The following is a 15,310-nucleotide window of genomic DNA, read 5'->3' on the forward strand; positions in this document are numbered from 1 at the left end:
GAGCTGTGCCCGGGAGCAGCCCGACGGCACCGGCCCTTACCCCGCCCACTTCCCACGGAAGGCAGTTCCACCATGTCTGTGCAGAACACCGCCGGCCCGCTGCAGGGCCGCGTCGCGGTCGTCACCGGAGCCTCCAGCGGCATCGGTGAGGCGACCGCCGAGAAGCTCGCCGGCCTGGGCGCCCACGTGGTCCTGCTGGCCCGCCGCGCCGAGCGGCTGGAGGAGCTGGCGGCCCGGATCGCCAAGGACGGCGGCCGTGCGCTCGCGCTCACCGCGGACGTCACGGACCGTGCGGCCGTCCGGGCGGCGGCCCGGCAGGTGGCCGCCGAGCTGGGCGGCGCGGACCTGCTGTGCAACAACGCCGGCGTCATGCTCCCCGCCCCCATGGAGGAGCTGGCCGCCGGCCAGTGGCAGCAGCAGATCGACCTGAACGTCACCGCCCTGACGCACGTGACCGGCGCGTTCCTCCCGCAGCTGGTGGCGGCCGCGGCGGAGCGCGGCGTCGCCGACCTCGTCAACACGTCGTCGATCGCGGCGCAGAACATCTTCCCGGCCTTCGCCGTCTACTCCGCCACCAAGGCGTACGTCACGCACTTCTCCCGCCATCTGCGCACCGAGCTGGGCCCGAAGAACGTGCGGGTGGCGGCGATCGAGCCGGGCATCGTGGGCACCGAGCTGCAGAGCCACGTCACCGACGAGGGCGCGCGGGAGTGGTTGGCCGGCTCGAAGGAGGCCATGGAGTGGCTCACCCCGCAGGACGTCGCCGACACCGTCGGCTTCCTGGCCGCGCTGCCGCCGCGGGCGAACCTCCAGCAGGTCACGCTGATGCCCACGGGCCAGCCCACCTGACCGGCACGCGGTGCGGCGGGCTCGTGAAGTCCGTAGTCCGCCGTACCTAGCGCCAGGGGTCGAGGGCGTGCTTGCCCCGGGTCAGGCCGGCGGCGAGCTGCCGCAGCACCGCCGGACCTTCGGCCAGGGGGCGCACCCGGGGCGTGCCGGGCGGGTAGACGCCGCGGGCGACGAGGTCCTCGATCTCGGCGAGCAGCGACCGGTAGCGGTCCGGGGCCGCGGCCGCCAGCGCACCGATGTGCAGGCCCTTGACCTGCACCTGGTGGGTGAAGACCAGGTCGTGGGTGGTCAGGGAGGCGTCGCCCGAGGCGGCGCCGAACACCACGACCCGTCCGGTGAAGGGCCTGGCGACCGACAGGCTGGCCCGGAACGTGGCCCGCCCCACCGACTCCAGGACCAGGTCGACCCCGCCGGTCAGGCGGGTGACCTCCGCGGCCAGATCGGGGCGCCGGGCGTCCAGGACCGCGTCGGCGCCGAGGGCCTCGACGGCGTCGTGCTTCGCCGGCGACGCCGTGGCGATCACGCGCGCGCCGTAGTGGCGGGCGAGGCGGACGGCCGCCTGCCCCACGCCTCCGGCCGCCGCGTGCACGAGGACCGTCTCGCCCGCCCGGACCTCGCCGAGCGGCTTCAGCGCCGCCAGGGCGGTGGCCCAGTTCAGTACGAGCCCGAGCGCCGCGGCGTCGCTCCAGCCGGACGGTACGGGCAGCACGCCCGCGGCCGGCATCGTCATGTACTGCGCGAAGGCGCCCGGCCCGGTCCCGACGACGTGGGTGCCGGGCGGCAGCGGGCGCGCGACGTCCGGGCCGGCGCCGACGATCTCGCCGGCGCCCTCGAAGCCTGCCACGTACGGCGCCCGCGGGCCGCCCCCGTACGTGCCGCGGGCCTGCATGACGTCGGCGAAGTTGACCCCGGCGGCGCCGACGCGGACCAGGTAGTCGCCGGGTCCGGGGGCGGGGCGGGGGTGGCCGGTGGTGAGGGTCAGGTCCTCGGGTCCCCGGTGGGACCGCTGGATGAGTGCCCGTACCGTCTGCTCGTCGTTCTCCATGCGGCGAACGTAGGAGCCTGACACTTGTGTCAGGGTCAAGCGGCGATCAGCTGGCGATCAAGCGGCTATCAGGCGGCGGTCAGCGGCCTCCGCCGCGGCGGGCCTCGCGGAGGTACGCGTCGAGCGCCGCCTGCCGGTCGCTGAGAACGGCGATGCGGGCCGCGAGCCGGTCGCGGTAGTCCTCCACCTCGCGCAGGAACTCCGCGCACCCCGCGTCCGCCCCGGCGCCGGCTTCGCCGGTGACGCCGGGCAGGAGTTCCCTGATCAGCCGCACGGGCAGCCCGGACTCCAGCAGCGAGCGGATGACGAGCACCCGGTCGATCGTGGCCGGGCAGTAGTCGCGGAACCCGTTGCCGAACCGGCCGGGGACGATCAGGCCCTCGTCCTCGTAGTGCCGCAGCGACCGGGCGCTCACCCCGCTGACGCTGGCGGCCTCACCGATCCTCATGCCCCGAGGCAACGCCCGGGGGCACCGCGGTCTTCCCGCCCGGCCCGCCCGCGCCGCCGGGGGCGGTGGACGACGTCGCCGGGTGCACGCGCCTCGTCCGCTCGGGGCGGGTCGGTGAGGCGCCGGGTCGAGGCGGCGATGAGGAGGCCGAGGGCGGCGTAGGCGGCGCCGAGCAGGCTTGCGGCCGGCCATCCCTCGGCGTGGTAGGCCCAGGTGGTGGTGACCGCGCCGAGCGCGGAGCCGAGGGAGTAGAAGCCCATGTAGGCGCCGATGACGCTGCTGCTCCGGTCGGGGCGGGCGGTGACGAGCAGGTGCTGGCTGCTGACGTGGACGGCCTGCACGGCGAAGTCCAGGACGGCGACGCCGAGGACCAACAGCCACAGCGACGACCCGGCCTGCGCGATGAGCAGCCACGAGGCGGTGAGCAGTGCCAGCGACCAGCGGGTGACCGGGGGCGCCAGACCGCGGTCGGCCCAGCGGCCGGCCCGGCCGGCGCCCAGCGTCCCGACGAGGCCGACGAGTCCGAACAGCCCGGTCTCGGTGGTGCCGAGGTGCCACGGCGCGTCGCCGAGCGGGAGCGCCAGTCCGCTCCAGAGCGTGCCGAAGGAGGCGAAGAGGAAGAACGCGATCAGTCCCCTGCTGAGGAGGAGCCGGTCGCCGACGGCCAGCCGTCCCAGCGAGGACAGCAGCTGCCCGTACCGGACGCGGGGGCGGCGGCGCACGTCGGGGGCGAGGGTGAGACGGGCGGCGACGGCGAGCGTCGCGCACAGCCCGGCGATGACGAGGTAGACCGCGCGCCAGTCGGCCAGCTCGCCGAGGGCGCCGGCGATCACCCGCACTCCGAGGATCCCGGTGACCACGCCCGCGGTGACGGCGCCGATGTTGCGGCCGCGGTCGTGGGCCGGGGAGACGGCGGCGACGTACGCCACGGTGATCTGGACGACCACGGCGAACAGCCCGGCCAGGGCCAGGCCCGCGATCGCGAGGCCGCCGCCGGGCGCGGCGGCGGTCACCGCCGCGCCCGCGGCGGTGAGCAGCAGGTGCACCGTGATGAGCCCGCGGCGGTTGAACAGGTCACCCAGCGGTACGAGCAGCACCAGCCCCGCGAGGTAGCCGATCTGGCCGGCGGCGACCAGCCAGCCCAGCCTTTCCTCGGGCAGCCCGAGGTCCTCGCCGGCGGCTTCGAGGATCGGCTGGATGCCGTAGACGGTCGACACCGCCACCGCGCATATCAGCGCGAGCAGGCCCCGCTGCCTCCCGGTCAGTTCCTGCGGCATGCCACCTCCTATGAGTTTCAAAATGAAACCGATCTGACGTTAGGGCATACTGGTTTCAGATTGCAACTCACCTTGGAGGGGCAGTGGACGTCTCACTCGCCGCGGGCGGCACCTGGACCGACCCGGCCTGCCCGGTCGCACGGACCGTCGATCTCATCGGGGACAGGTGGAGCCTGCTGATCATCCGCGACGCCATGGACGGGGCGACGAGCTTCACCGAGTTCCGCCAGCGGCTGGGGATCGCGCGCAACATCCTCACCGACCGGCTCCGCAGGCTTGTCGAACACGGCATCCTCGACAAGGGCGCGGACACCGACGGAAGAAGGCACACGTACCGCCTCACCCCCGCGGGGAAGGACCTCTTCGCCGCCGTCGTCGCCCTCCGCCAGTGGGGCGAGCGCCACGCCTTCGCCCCGGACGAACCGCACTCCGTTCTCGTGGACGACCACGGGCGGGAGCTTCCCGAACTCCGCCCCCTCGGCCAGGGCGGCGCCCCGCTCTCCGTCGAGGCGTCGCACGTCCGGAAGACCGCCTGAGCGCAGCCGCGCCGGCCCCCGGCCGCCTCGCCGCCCCGGGTCCTGACGGCAGCCGCCACGCCCCTGTTACGGCCGTGTGAAGTGCGGCGAAACGCCTGTTCCCGCGCCCGGGAAGGCGCCGCGGACCGCCCTATCCGCGGGGCGGACCGCTCCGCCCTCACATGTCAAGACCCCCTCGCGTGAGGGCAAGGTTGCGCATGCGTCACCTGTCGGCACAGGGTGGAAACCCGCCGTCCCTACGGTCACCCTGAACCAGATTCCGCCGCCCGCCCGTGGGCGGCGGCCCGCCGACGAAGGGCAGGACGGCTGCGATGACCGGCTCCGGGCAGACCGCGCGCAGGGGGAAGCGCTGGATCGAGGAGTGGGATCCCGAGGACGAGGTGTTCTGGGCGGAGCGGGGCGAGAAGACCGCCAACCGCAACCTCCTCTACTCCGTCTTCTCCGAGCACATCGGCTTCTCCATCTGGACTCTCTTCTCCGTCCTCGTCCTCTTCATGGGCGACGAGTACGGCATCGACGCCGCCGGGAAGTTCTTTCTCGTCTCCGTCGCGACCCTCGTCGGCGCCTGCGTGCGCGTGCCGTACACCTTCGCCGTCGCCCGCTTCGGCGGGCGCAACTGGACGGTGTTCAGCGCGCTGATGCTCCTGCTGCCGACGTCCGCCGCGTTCATCGTGATGGAGCCGGGGACGTCGTATGGCACTTTCTTGCTGGTCGCCGCGCTCGCCGGGGTGGGCGGCGGCAACTTCGCCTCGTCGATGACGAACATCAACGCCTTCTTCCCGCTGCACCGCAAGGGCTGGGCCCTCGGCCTCAACGCCGGCGGCGGCAACGTCGGGGTGGCCGTCATCCAGCTCGTCACGCTGCTGGTCATCGCCGTCGCCGGGGACGGCCGGCCGCGGGTGCTGCTCGCCATCTACATACCGCTGATCGTCGTCGCCGCCACCCTCTCGTGGCTGCGGATGGACAACCTGGCGCCGGTACGGAACGACACCGGGGCGGCGAAGGAGTCCGTCCGGGACGCGCACACGTGGATCATGTCGTTCCTGTACATCGGCACCTTCGGCTCGTTCATCGGCTACAGCTTCGCCTTCGGGCTCGTGCTGCAGACCCAGTTCGACCGCACGCCGCTGCAGGCCGCGGCCGTGACGTTCATCGGGCCGCTGCTCGGCTCGGTGATCCGGCCGCTCGGCGGGTGGCTGGCCGACCGGCACGGCGGGGCGCGGATCACGCTGTGGAACTTCGCCGCGATGGGCGGCGCGACGGCCGTCGTCGTCTTCGCCTCCGTACGCGAGTCGCTGCCCGTCTACCTGTTCGGCTTCATCGCGCTGTTCCTCTTCTCCGGGCTCGGCAACGGCTCCACGTACAAGATGATCCCCGGCATCTACCAGGCCAAGGCGTCCGCCCTGGGGCTGCGGGGCGAGGAGGCCGGCGCCTACGCGCGGCGGCTGTCCGGCGCCGCGATCGGGCTCATCGGCGCGGTCGGTACGCTCGGCGGCCTCGGCATCAACCTCGCGTTCCGGCAGTCCTTCCTTTCCAACGGCAGCGGCACGGCCGCCTGCGTGGCCTTCCTCGTCTTCTACGCTGTGTGTTTCGTGGTGACCTGGGTCGTGTACCTGCGCGGCCCGCGCACGCCCGCGCCGGGCGCCGACGACGGCGCGGACGGCCCGGGGCCGCGGCAGCACGCGTACGCGGGGGTGTGAGCGGAGCACCACGGACGGCGCAGCACGGCACGACCAGCACGACCAGCACAGACGGCACCGACCGGGGAGCAGCGAGACATGACCGTACCCGCCGAGGTCAAACCCCTGGAGGGCTTCTCCGTCGGGGTGACGGCCGCCCGTCGCGCGGACGAGCTGAGCACCCTGCTGGAGCGGCGCGGCGCGGTCGTGCACCGCGCGCCCGCGCTGCGGATCGTCCCCCTGCACGACGACGACGAGCTGCTGAACACCACCAAGCAGCTCATCGGCGACCCCCCGGACGTCGTCGTCGCCACCACCGCCATCGGCTTCCGCGGCTGGGTCGAGGCCGCCGACGGCTGGGGCCTCGGCGACGCGCTGCTCGACCGGCTGGCCGGGGTGGAGCTGCTGGCGCGCGGGCCGAAGGTGCGCGGCGCGATCCGGGCGGCGGGGCTGACCGAAGCGTGGTCGCCGGCCTCGGAGTCGATGGCAGAGGTGCTGGACCGGCTGCTCGCCGAGGGCGCCGAGGGGCGGCGGGTGGCGCTGCAGCAGCACGGCGAGCCGCTGCCGGGGTTCGTGGAGGCGCTGCGGGCCGCGGGGGCGGTCGTCGTCGTGGTGCCGGTGTACCGGTGGATGGCCCCGGAGGACCCGGCGCCGCTGGACCGGCTGCTCGACGCGGTCCTCAGCCACGGCGTGGACGCGGTGACGTTCACCAGCGCCCCGGCCGCCGCCAGCTTCCTGGACCGGGCGGCGGCCCGGCACCGCCTCGACGAGGTCCTGGACGCCCTGCGCCACACCGTGCTGCCCGCCTGCGTGGGGCCGCTCACGGCGCTGCCGCTGGACCGGCACGACGTGCCGACGTTCCAGCCGGAGCGCTACCGCCTCGGGCCGCTCGTGCAGCTCGTCGCCCTCGAACTCCCCGGCCGCGTACGGCCGCTGCCGGTCGCCGGCCACCGCGTGGAGATCCGCGGCCACGCCGTCGTCATCGACGGCGAGCTGCGCCCCGTACCGCCGGCCGGCATGGCGCTGCTGCGCGCCCTGGCCCACCGCCCCGGCTGGGTCGTCTCCCGCGCCGACCTGCTGCGCGCGCTGCCGGGCGCGGGCAGCGACGAGCACGCGGTGGAGACGGCGATGACCCGGGTGCGTACGGCGCTGGGCGTGCCGAAGCTCATCCAGACCGTCGTCAAGCGCGGCTACCGGCTGTCCCTGGACCCCTCCGCGGACACGAAGTACGCCACCCCCTGAACGCCCCGGCGTCCGTTCCCGTATCACTCGACCCGGAGGTGAGGGATGCGGGACGATGCCGTGGTGGCCGCGCAGCGCTCGAAACCGACTCCCGACGAGGAGTTGATGCGGATCCTCTACCGCGAACACGCGGGACCGCTGTTCGGCTTCGTGCTGCGCCTGGTCGCCGGCGACCGGCACCGGGCGGAGGACGTCGTACAGGAGACGCTGCTGCGTGCCTGGCGGCACGCCGACGAGCTGGCGGCGGCCGACGGCTCCGTGCGGCCCTGGCTGGTCACCGTGGCCCGCCGCATTGTGATCGACGGACACCGCAGCCGGCAGGCGCGCCCGCACGAGACCGACCCCGCGCCGCTGGAGAGCGTCCCGGCCGCCGACGACACCGACCGGGTGCTGCGGCTGATGACCCTCTCCGACGCGCTCGGCGACCTGACGCCCGCCCACCGCGCCGCGCTGGTGGAGACGTACTTCAAGGGTCGGACGGCCAACGAGGCGGCCGAGGTGCTGGGCGTGCCGGCGGGGACCGTGCGCTCGCGGGTGTTCTACGCGCTGCGCTCGCTGCGGCTGTCGCTGGAGGAACGGGGAGTGGTGCCGTGACAGAGCAACGGCATCCGGACGTCGGCGCGTACGCGATCGGCGCGCTGGAACAGGACGAGGCCGAGCGGTTCGAGGAACATCTCGCCGGGTGCGCGCGGTGCGCCGACGCGCTGGCGGAGCTGATGCCGGTCGCCGACATGCTGGCGGACGTGCCGCCGCCGGAGGAGCCGCCGCCGGGCGCACTCGACCGGCTGCTGGCGGAGTTGTCGGCGGTACGGGCCCGGCAGCGGCTGGTGCGCCGGCGGCTGCTCGTCGCGGTGGCGGCGGCGGCCGTGGTGGCCGTCGCGGCGCCGGTGGTGACGGCGGTGATGCTGGCCGGGGACGAGGCGCCGCCGGAGCAGCGGCGCGAGGACGTCGCCGGGCAGGGCCAGCGGATCAGGGCCGTGGACCCGGAGACGGGCGTGGAGGCCAGGATCAGCATGCGCCCGGTGACCTGGGGCACGAGCGTGTACCTGGACCTGCGCGGGGTGAAGGGCCCGCGCCGCTGCGACCTGCAGGCCGTGGGCAAGGACGGCGCGCACGAGACGGTGACCAGCTGGGGGGTGCCCGCGGACGGCTACGGCGCCGGGACCGGCGGGAACGCGGGCGCCAGCGGCTACGGCGGCGGGAACAGCCTGCGGACCTCCGGGGGGACGAGCATGTCGCCGGACGACATCGACCACTTCGAGGTGGTCACCTCGGAGGGCGACCGGCTGGTGTCGGTTCCCGCGGACGCCGGCTGACGGCACCCCCTCCGCTGCTCCGTCCCGCCCCGCCCCCACCCCCGCGCCGACCTGGGCCGACCTCCGCGCACCCGCCCGCGAGAGGTAGGATGAACGGCTGCCTTGTCCGTACGAAGGGGGCCCGCGGGTGACCGCGCACATCACCGCCCCGGACTCCGTCCGGGATCGCGAGATCCAGGCCGAGCAGGACCATCTGGACCGCGTGTACGACCGCCTGGAGGAGAAGATCCACGAGGCGGAGTTCCTCATGAGCGACGCCGCCAAGCGCGGCCAGGTCGGCACCCCCGGCGCGCTCGCCGAGCGCGACGCGCAGGTCTTCCGCGCCGGCGTCCACCTCAACCGGCTGAACAGCGAGTTCGAGGACTTCCTCTTCGGCCGCATCGACCTGCTCCCCGGCAAGGACGGCGTCCGCGGCCCCGACGGCGCGTACACCTCCGTCGAACCCGCCGACGACGCCGTGGAGACCGGCGGGGGCGACGGCGGGGGCGACGGTGACGCCGCCGGCGGCGAGCAGCGCGCGCGGATCGCCGAGACCCTGCACATCGGCCGCCTCGGCGTCCTCGACGCCGACTACGCCCCGCTGGTCATCGACTGGCGCGCCCCCGCCGCCGCGCCCTTCTACCGCGCCACCCCCGTCGCCCCCGGCCGGGTCGTGCGGCGGCGCGTGATCCGCTCCCGGGGCCGCCGGGTGCTCGGCGTCGAGGACGACCTGCTGCGGCCCGAGCTGTCCGTGACGCTCGACGGCGCCGCGCTGCCGGTGGTCGGCGACGGCGCGCTGATGGCGGCGCTGGGCCGGGCGCGTACGCACGCGATGCGCGACATCGTCTCCTCCATCCAGGCCGAGCAGGACACCGTCATCCGGGCCCCGGCCGCCTCCGTCACCGAGGTCGAGGGCGGCCCCGGCACCGGCAAGACGGCGGTGGCGCTGCACCGCGCCGCGTACCTGCTGTACCAGGACCGGCGCAGGTACGCCGGCGGGATCCTGGTCGTCAGCCCGACGCCGCTGCTCGTGGCGTACACCGAGGGCGTGCTGCCGTCGCTGGGGGAGGAGGGGCAGGTCGCGATCCGGGCGGTGGGGTCGCTGGTCGACGGTGTCGACGACGGGGCGGTGACGCTGTACGACGAGCCGGCGGTGGCCCGGGTCAAGGGCTCCGCGCGCATGACGGGGGTGCTGCGCCGGGCGGCGCGCGGCGCGCTTTCGCTGGGCGACGTGCCGCAGCGGCTGCGGGTCGTCGCGTTCGGCGCCCGGGTGGAGCTGGACGCGCGGGAGCTGCGCCGCGTCCGGCAGGCGGTGCTCGGCGGCACGGCGCCGGTGAACCTGCTGCGGGCCCGGGCCCGCCGGTTCCTGCTGGACGCGCTGTGGCAGAAGTCCGGCGCCCGGCCGCGCTACGACGACCCGGAGCTGGCCGCGGAGGCGCGGGCGGCGTTCGACGAGGACATCTCCACCGAGGACGACTTCACCGGCTTCCTCGACGCCTGGTGGCCGGAGCTGACGCCGCGCGGGGTGCTCGCGGCGCTCGCCGACGAGCGGCGGCTCGCGGGCTTCGCGCGGCGCGTGCTGACCCCCGCCGAGGTCCGCGGCGTCGCCCGCTCGCTGGCCCGGGACGGGCTGACCGTGCACGACGTGGCGCTGCTGGACGAGTTGCAGGTGCTCCTCGGCGCGCCCGCGAAGCCGGCCAGGCCGCGGGAGCTGGACCCGCTGGAGACGCTGACGGGCCTGGAGGAGCTGACGACGTACGCGGAGCGCACCGCGCCCGCGCCGCGCCGGCGGGACACCGAACGGCAGGAGTACGCGCACGTCATCGTCGACGAGGCGCAGGACCTCACGCCGATGCAGTGGCGGATGGTGGGCCGCCGCGGGCGGCACGCCACCTGGACGGTCGTCGGCGACCCCGCGCAGAGTTCGTGGCCGGACCCGGAGGAGGCCGCCGCGGCCCGTACGGAGGCGCTGGGCACCCGCCCACGGCGCCGCTTCACCCTCACCGTCAACTACCGCAACCCGGCGGAGATCGCCGACGTGGCGTCCCGGGTCCTGGCGCTGGCCATGCCCGGCACCCGGCCGCCGGAGGCGGTGCGGTCCACGGGGGCGGAGCCGGCGTTCCGGACGGCGGGGGCGGATCCGTACGACACGGTGCGCGCGGAGGTCGGGCGGCTGCTGGCGGACGTCGACGGCACGGTGGGCGTGGTGGTGCCGATGGGCCGGCGCGACGAGGCCCGCGGCCGGCTGGCGGGGCTGGGGGAGCGGGTGGTGGTGCTGGGCAGCCTGGAGGCCAAGGGGCTGGAGTACGACGCGACGGTGGTGCTCTCGCCGGCGGAGATGGCGGACGAGTCGCCGGCGGGCCTGCGGGTGCTGTACGTGGCGCTGACCCGCGCGACGCAGCGGCTGACGGTCGTCGCCACGCCCGCGGACCTTCCGGACGCCGCCGGCGTCCCGGACCTGCTGCGGCCGTAACCCCCTTCGCGGGTCGAGCGGGCCGGGCGGACCGGCCGGGCCGCGGGGGCGGCGGAGGCCGCCGGGACGGGAATGGCCTTACGGGGACGGTTTGTTAGCCTGGCAAGTGGCACCGGCCCGATCCATGCCCCCGGGCCCAACCATAGGCGCTTCGAGCGCCCACTTGCCGCGAGGCGAGCTGGCGGGTCGGTGCCGCCAGGCTGCAACGGGCCGGGCGTGCGGCGGAGACGCCGCGCACCCGGCCCGACGTCTTTCCCACCCGTCTTTCCCACCCGTCCCTCCCGTCGTCTCCCCCGCCGCCCGGATGCGTTGCCGCCGGTCACCTCCTGTGGAAAAGTGATTCCGCGCTCCGGGGTTACCGGATACCGCACAGTAGGTGCGACTATCGACCCGATCCGCAACGGGGCGTATCGCGCGCCCCGTGGCTTCACCACACCAGCACACACGAGGGAACACACGGCCATGGCAACGGCGCCAAGCGTCTCCTACTCGAACACGGTCCGGCTGGAGGTGCCCGCCGGCGGCAACGCCGTCAGCCAGCTCACCTCCGCCGTGGAGGCCTCCGGCGGCAGCGTCACCGGCCTCGACGTCACCGCCTCCGGCCACGAGCGGCTGCGGATCGACGTCACCATCGCCGCCGCCTCCACGGACCACGCGCGCTCCATCGTCGAGAAGCTCCGCGGCATCGAGGGCGTCATCGTCGGCAAGGTGTCCGACCGTACGTTCCTCATGCACCTCGGCGGCAAGATCGAGATGCAGTCCAAGCACCCGATCCGCAACCGCGACGACCTGTCGATGATCTACACCCCCGGCGTCGCCCGCGTCTGCATGCAGATCGCCGAGAACCCCGAGGACGCCCGCCGGCTGACCATCAAGCGCAACAGCGTCGCCGTGGTCACCGACGGCTCCGCCGTCCTGGGCCTGGGCAACATCGGGCCCAAGGCCGCGCTGCCGGTGATGGAGGGCAAGGCGGCCCTGTTCAAGCGCTTCGCCGCCATCGACGCCTGGCCGCTGTGCCTGGACACCCAGGACACCGACACGATCGTGGAGATCGTCAAGGCCATCGCCCCCGGCTTCGCCGGCATCAACCTGGAGGACATCTCCGCGCCCCGCTGCTTCGAGATCGAGGCGCGGCTGCGCGAGGCGCTGGACATCCCGGTCTTCCACGACGACCAGCACGGCACCGCCATCGTCGTGCTCGCCGCGCTGACCAACGCGCTGCGGGTCGTCGGCAAGGAACTGGGGGACGTGCGCGTGGTGATGTCCGGCGCGGGCGCCGCGGGCACCGCGATCCTCAAGCTGCTGATCGACGCCGGCGTCAAGCACACCGTCGTCGCCGACATCAACGGCGTGGTCCACTCCGGCCGCGCCGACCTGGCCGACGTCCCGCCCGGCACGGCGCTGCGCTGGATCGCCGAGAACACCAATCGCGACGGTCTCACCGGCACGCTGAAGGACGCCGTGCACGGCGCGGACGTCTTCATCGGGGTCTCCGCCCCCGACGTCATCGACGGCGCCGACGTCGCCACCATGGCGCCCGACGCGATCGTCTTCGCGCTGGCCAACCCCGACCCCGAGGTCGACCCCGCCGCCGCCCGCGAGCACGCCGCCGTCGTCGCCACCGGGCGCAGCGACTTCCCGAACCAGATCAACAACGTGCTCGTCTTCCCCGGCGTCTTCCGCGGGCTGCTCGACGCGCACTCGCACACCGTCAACTCCGAGATGATGATCGCCGCGGCCCGCGCCATCGCCGACGTCGTCCACGGCGACGAGCTGAACCCGAACTACATCATCCCCAGCGTCTTCAACGACCGGGTGGCCCCCGCCGTCGCCGACGCCGTCCGCGACGCCGCACAGGCCGCGGGCGTGACGCAGCCGCCCACCGGGGGCGTGTAACCGCCCGTTCACCCCGCGTGGGAACGGGCCGGGCCCCGGCGAGTCGCCTGGCTTTCGGGGCGCGCGTACGTCATAAGTGTGCGGATGGACGGGCTGCGGTGTACGACGCGCCAGGGCGCCGGATTGGCGTTTCCGCCGCAGGTGAGGGCAGGATGCGTAGTCGGGCGCGAGGCGCTGTCACGGGACCCGGTTACGGGGACTGTCAGCGGGTCCTGGCAGCATCGGCTTTGATCTCACGCCTCAATGGCAAGAACACACGGGAGACAGATATGAACCGCAGTGAGCTGGTGGCCGCGATCGCAGAACGCGCCGAGGTGACCCGTAAGGACGCCGACGCCGTGGTGGCCGCCCTCGCCGAGGTCGCCGGGGAGGTCGTCAGCAAGGGCGACGAGAGGATCACGATCCCCGGCTTCCTGACCTTCGAGCGCACGCACCGCAAGGCGCGCTCCGCCCGCAACCCGCAGACCGGCGAGCCGATCCAGATCCCCGCTGGTTACAGCGTGAAGGTCACGGCCGGTTCGAAGCTGAAGGAGGCGGCGAAGGGCAAGTAAGGCCCGCAGCCGAGAAGGAGGGCGGCCGGACCCGGCGGGGGCGGCCGCCCTCCGCCCGTCTCCGCGGGGGCAGCCGTCCGTCCCCGCCGCCCGCGCGCCTACGCTGCCTCCGCCGCGATCGCCGCCTCCGCCGCGTCCGTGCGCCTCAGCCGGCCGCGGCGGCGGCCACCGGGACGTCCGGCAGCTCGGCGCGGGCGCCGAGGTCCGCGAGCTTCTGCAGGAAGTTCTCGTAGCCGCGGTTGATCAGGTCGATGCCGTGCACCCGCGAGGTGCCCTGCGCCGCCAGCGCCGCGATGAGGTACGAGAAGCCGCCGCGCAGGTCCGGGATGACCAGGTCGGCGCCCTCCAGCTTCGTCGGCCCGGACACGACCGCGGAGTGCAGGAAGTTACGCTGCCCGAAGCGGCAGGGCGTGCCGCCCAGGCACTCGCGGTAGAGCTGGATGTGCGCGCCCATCTGGTTGAGCGCGGAGGTGAAGCCGAGACGGGACTCGTACACCGTCTCGTGCACGATCGACAGCCCCGACGCCTGGGTGAGCGCGACGACCAGCGGCTGCTGCCAGTCGGTCTGGAAGCCGGGGTGGACGTCGGTCTCCAGCGCGATCGCGTTGAGCGGCCCGCCGGGATGCCAGAACCGGATACCGTCGTCGCCGATCTCGAAGGCGCCGCCGACCTTCCGGAAGGTGTTCAGGAACGTCATCATCGAGCGCTGCAGCGCGCCGCGGACGAACACGTCGCCCTCGGTGGCCAGCGCCGCGGACGCCCAGGAGGCGGCCTCCAGCCGGTCCGGCAGGGCGCGGTGGGTGTAGCCGCCGAGCTGGTCCACGCCGGTGATGCGGATGGCCCGGTCGGTGTCCATCGCGATGATCGCGCCCATCTTCTGCAGCACGCAGATGAGGTCCTCGATCTCCGGCTCCACGGCCGCGTTGGACAGCTCGGTGACGCCCTCCGCCAGCACGGCCGTCAGCAGCACCTGCTCGGTGGCCCCGACCGACGGGTACGGCAGCCGGATCTTCGTCCCCCGCAGCCGCTGCGGCGCCTCCAGATACTGCCCGTCCGCGCGCTTGTCGATCCGGGCGCCGAACTGCCGCAGCACGTCGAAGTGGAAGTCGATGGGCCGCCCGCCGATGTCGCAGCCGCCGAGCCCGGGGATGAAGGCGTGGCCGAGGCGGTGCAGCAGCGGCCCGCAGAAGAGGATCGGGATACGGGACGAGCCGGCGTGCGCGTCGATGTCCGCGACGTGCGCGCTCTCCACGTGCGTCGGGTCGAGCACCAGCTCACCGGGCTCGTCGCCCGGCCCCACGGTCACGCCGTGCAGCTGCAGCAGGCCGCGGACCACCCGCACGTCGCGGATGTCCGGCACGTTGCGCAGCCGGCTGGGGGAGCTGCCGAGCAGCGCGGCGACCATCGCCTTGGGCACGAGATTCTTGGCCCCGCGGACGTGGATCTCGCCCCGCAGGGGCGTACCGCCGTGGACGAGAAGGACATCGGCGCTGTCAGGAGCTGTCATGAGTCTCGCGATCCTGGAGACGGGCTGGGACAGACAGAAATGCTAATGCCCCGCGGACACCGTTCCCCCGGGTCCGGGTGGGCCCGGGAACGTCATGAGTTCGCTACAGAACGGACGGAACCGCCACCGGGGGACTCTGCGTGCGACGCGAGGGTGCGCAGGGTGACGGGCGCGCCGGAGGGGCGGGGCTGCGGCGGCGCGGGTGAGGAGGGCGGGGCCGGCCCGACGAAGCCGGTGGCCGTCGTCCACCTGGAGATCGAGGGCCTGCCGGAGGCCCTGGCGGCCCCGCCGGACGGCATCCCCGCGTACCCGGCGGGGGAGCGGGCGGCGCGGGCCCTGGCGCAGGCGGTACGGCACGCCCAGTGGCGCCGGCGCGCGGCGGACCCGGGGCGGGTGCCGGAGTACGACGACCTGGACCCGGCGGGCGCGGCGGCCGCCCACGCGGAGCTGCTGGGCGCGGCGGCGGGCGCCGGTGCCGGCGCCGGAGCGGGTGGTGCCGCCGCGGGCGGCGG

The 15,310-nt window shown here is 74.3% G+C and carries 13 protein-coding genes and 1 pseudogene; 10 read left to right on the top strand and 4 right to left on the bottom strand.

The window, feature by feature from the left end:
* Positions 1–72 precede the first annotated feature (72 nt).
* Entirely contained in the window at positions 73–849 is a 777-nt protein-coding gene (locus ABD317_RS05390; RefSeq protein ID WP_344288337.1) for an SDR family oxidoreductase, read from the top strand.
* A gap of 46 nt (positions 850–895) precedes the next feature.
* On the opposite strand, the gene ABD317_RS05395 is transcribed toward ABD317_RS05390, so the two are convergent.
* The 3 genes from ABD317_RS05395 to ABD317_RS05405 form a co-directional block, all read right to left on the bottom strand.
* On the bottom strand, positions 896–1,894 hold the full coding sequence (locus tag ABD317_RS05395; RefSeq protein ID WP_344288339.1) for a zinc-binding dehydrogenase: 999 nt from the start codon (positions 1,892–1,894) through the stop codon (positions 896–898).
* A 79-nt stretch (positions 1,895–1,973) separates the two neighbouring features.
* On the bottom strand, positions 1,974–2,342 hold the full coding sequence (locus ABD317_RS05400) for a MerR family transcriptional regulator (protein WP_344288342.1): 369 nt from the start codon (positions 2,340–2,342) through the stop codon (positions 1,974–1,976).
* Positions 2,339–3,619 carry an MFS transporter gene (locus ABD317_RS05405; protein WP_344288344.1) on the bottom strand — a complete coding sequence of 427 codons (1,281 nt, stop codon included), beginning with the start codon at positions 3,617–3,619 and terminating at the stop codon, positions 2,339–2,341. The genes ABD317_RS05400 and ABD317_RS05405 overlap by 4 nt, the downstream gene beginning before the upstream one ends.
* A gap of 83 nt (positions 3,620–3,702) precedes the next feature.
* Between ABD317_RS05405 and ABD317_RS05410 the strand changes: the two genes are divergently transcribed.
* The 8 genes from ABD317_RS05410 (at position 3,703) to ABD317_RS05445 (ending at position 13,291) form a co-directional block, all read left to right on the top strand.
* On the top strand, positions 3,703–4,155 hold the full coding sequence (locus ABD317_RS05410) for a winged helix-turn-helix transcriptional regulator (RefSeq protein WP_344288346.1): 453 nt from the start codon (positions 3,703–3,705) through the stop codon (positions 4,153–4,155).
* A gap of 311 nt (positions 4,156–4,466) precedes the next feature.
* Positions 4,467–5,855: a nitrate/nitrite transporter gene (locus ABD317_RS05415; RefSeq protein WP_344288348.1), complete on the top strand. Its 1,389-nt coding sequence runs from the start codon at positions 4,467–4,469 to the stop codon at positions 5,853–5,855.
* 78 nt (positions 5,856–5,933) lie between these two features.
* Positions 5,934–7,076: a uroporphyrinogen-III synthase gene (locus tag ABD317_RS05420; RefSeq protein WP_344288350.1), complete on the top strand. Its 1,143-nt coding sequence runs from the start codon at positions 5,934–5,936 to the stop codon at positions 7,074–7,076.
* 45 nt (positions 7,077–7,121) lie between these two features.
* Positions 7,122–7,670 carry a sigma-70 family RNA polymerase sigma factor gene (locus ABD317_RS05425; protein WP_027754361.1) on the top strand — a complete coding sequence of 183 codons (549 nt, stop codon included), beginning with the start codon at positions 7,122–7,124 and terminating at the stop codon, positions 7,668–7,670.
* Entirely contained in the window at positions 7,667–8,392 is a 726-nt protein-coding gene (locus tag ABD317_RS05430; protein WP_344288352.1) for a zf-HC2 domain-containing protein, read from the top strand. Before ABD317_RS05425 ends, ABD317_RS05430 begins: the two co-directional genes overlap by 4 nt.
* Before the next feature lie 127 nt (positions 8,393–8,519).
* The gene (locus ABD317_RS05435) at positions 8,520–10,844 is read left to right on the top strand and encodes a HelD family protein (RefSeq protein ID WP_344288354.1); all 2,325 of its coding nucleotides are present in this window, start codon (positions 8,520–8,522) and stop codon (positions 10,842–10,844) included.
* A gap of 462 nt (positions 10,845–11,306) precedes the next feature.
* The gene (locus tag ABD317_RS05440; protein ID WP_344288356.1) at positions 11,307–12,740 is read left to right on the top strand and encodes an NAD-dependent malic enzyme; all 1,434 of its coding nucleotides are present in this window, start codon (positions 11,307–11,309) and stop codon (positions 12,738–12,740) included.
* A 269-nt stretch (positions 12,741–13,009) separates the two neighbouring features.
* Positions 13,010–13,291, top strand: a complete 282-nt coding sequence (locus tag ABD317_RS05445) for an HU family DNA-binding protein (RefSeq protein ID WP_027741684.1) — start codon at positions 13,010–13,012, stop codon at positions 13,289–13,291.
* Between the two features lie 145 nt (positions 13,292–13,436).
* Here the strand turns inward: ABD317_RS05445 and murA are convergent, their stop codons facing one another.
* The gene (gene murA / locus ABD317_RS05450) at positions 13,437–14,798 is read right to left on the bottom strand and encodes a UDP-N-acetylglucosamine 1-carboxyvinyltransferase (RefSeq protein ID WP_027754357.1); all 1,362 of its coding nucleotides are present in this window, start codon (positions 14,796–14,798) and stop codon (positions 13,437–13,439) included.
* 162 nt (positions 14,799–14,960) lie between these two features.
* On the opposite strand from murA, the pseudogene ABD317_RS05455 reads away from it, so the two are divergent.
* Positions 14,961–15,310, top strand: a pseudogene (locus ABD317_RS05455) (acyl-CoA synthetase); the annotation flags it as partial.

This window comes from Streptomyces synnematoformans (assembly GCF_039531005.1).
Lineage (GTDB): Bacteria > Actinomycetota > Actinomycetes > Streptomycetales > Streptomycetaceae > Streptomyces > Streptomyces synnematoformans.